This window comes from Corynebacterium stercoris (assembly GCF_024160105.1).
In the GTDB taxonomy this organism is placed as follows: Bacteria; Actinomycetota; Actinomycetes; order Mycobacteriales; family Mycobacteriaceae; genus Corynebacterium; species Corynebacterium stercoris.
In genome coordinates, this window is record NZ_JAMFTQ010000027.1 from 1 (window position 1) to 1440 (window position 1440).

Annotated in this window: 1 protein-coding gene; it reads right to left on the bottom strand. The window is 58.7% G+C overall.

The window, feature by feature from the left end; genetic code table 11:
• Window positions 1–35: 35 nt before the first annotated feature.
• Complete coding sequence (locus tag M5J20_RS11290) at window positions 36–1385, bottom strand: IS256 family transposase (RefSeq protein WP_253579624.1); 1350 nt, start codon at window positions 1383–1385, stop codon at window positions 36–38.
• Between the last annotated feature and the right edge of the window lie 55 nt (window positions 1386–1440).

The following is a 1440-nucleotide window of genomic DNA, read 5'->3' on the forward strand; positions in this document are numbered from 1 at the left end:
GAGGGTGTCCGATTCTTTGTGTGCGGGGGCTTGGTTTACAAGTAGTCCGCGAATCGGTCGGGGTAAGCCACGGCTAGTTGGTTGATGGCTTGTTTCCACCCGGTGGCTTTCGCTCCTTCAATATAGCCGTTGCATTCGATGTCGCGTTTTGCTTTCCTCGCTCGCTGGGCAGCGCGCTTGTCCTCGATGCTGCAAATCATCAGCCACAGCGTTTTCAGCGCCGCAGTATCGTTCGGGAATTGTCCGCGGTTGCGGGTGGCTTTACGCAATTCAGCGTTGAGCGACTCGATCGAATTCGTGGTGTAGAGTACCCGCCGTGCCGCAGGCGGGAACTGCAGAAACGGCACGAACCGGTCCCAGGCGTCGCGCCAGACTTTGACCGATTGCGGGTATTTACGGCCCAGTTCACTGGCCTCGAAAGCATCCAGGGCGGCGCGGGCGGTGTCCTCGTTCGGTGCGGTGTAGACCTCCCGAAGCGCACTCGATACGGGTTTGCGGTCCTGGTATGACACCCACCGGTTCGCAGCTCGGATCAGGTGCACGATGCAGGTCTGCACCATCGAGTCCGGCCAGGTTGCCTCCACGGCTTCCGGCAGGCCTTTGAGCCCGTCGCAGCAGACGATGAACACGTCCTGGACGCCACGGTTGGCCAGATCTGCGCAGACTGATGCCCAGAATGCGGCGCCTTCATTGTCAGCGATCCACAATCCCAGGATGTGCTTGATGCCGTCCATGTCCACACCCACAGCCATGTAGCAGGACTTATTGACCACGCGGTGGCCATCGCGGATTTTCACGCGGAGCGCGTCGAGGAAGATCACTGGGTAGAACTCGTCGAGCTGGCGGTTTTGCCAGATCATGACCTCTTCTAAGACCGCATCGGTAATGGTGCTGATCGTATCTGGGCTCATATCCACCCCAAGGGTGGTGGCGAGATGGTGCTGAATATCGCGCACGGTCATCCCACCGGCGTACAGCGAGATAATCATGTCGTCGAGCTCTGTGAGCCGACGGGAGCCTTTGGGCACCATCTTTGGAGCAAACGTGCCGGCACGATCCCTCGGCATGGTCACTTCCAACGCGCCGTACCCAGAATTAACGGTCTTGGTGTACGACCCGTTGCGGTGATTGCTCTCCCGTGCAGTTTCCACCCGGGCCTTCGCCTCACGGTCGGCATAGCCGTAGCCCAAATGTGCATCCATCTCCGCCTGCAGACCAGCGTTGATCGATGCCTGCAACAGGCCTTTGACCAGGTCACTTGCATCATCAGTAGAGGTCGACAGCTCGCTAATCAGGCTGGCCAGCTCAGGATTTTCCATCAGCTTCTCGCTGATCGCGTTGACCCTCGCCGGGTCATGGCCTTTCTTCGGTGACACCGTAGTCATTATCGGTGAAACTCCTTCAGATCAGAGCCTCACACACAAAATTCCTGACACCCTC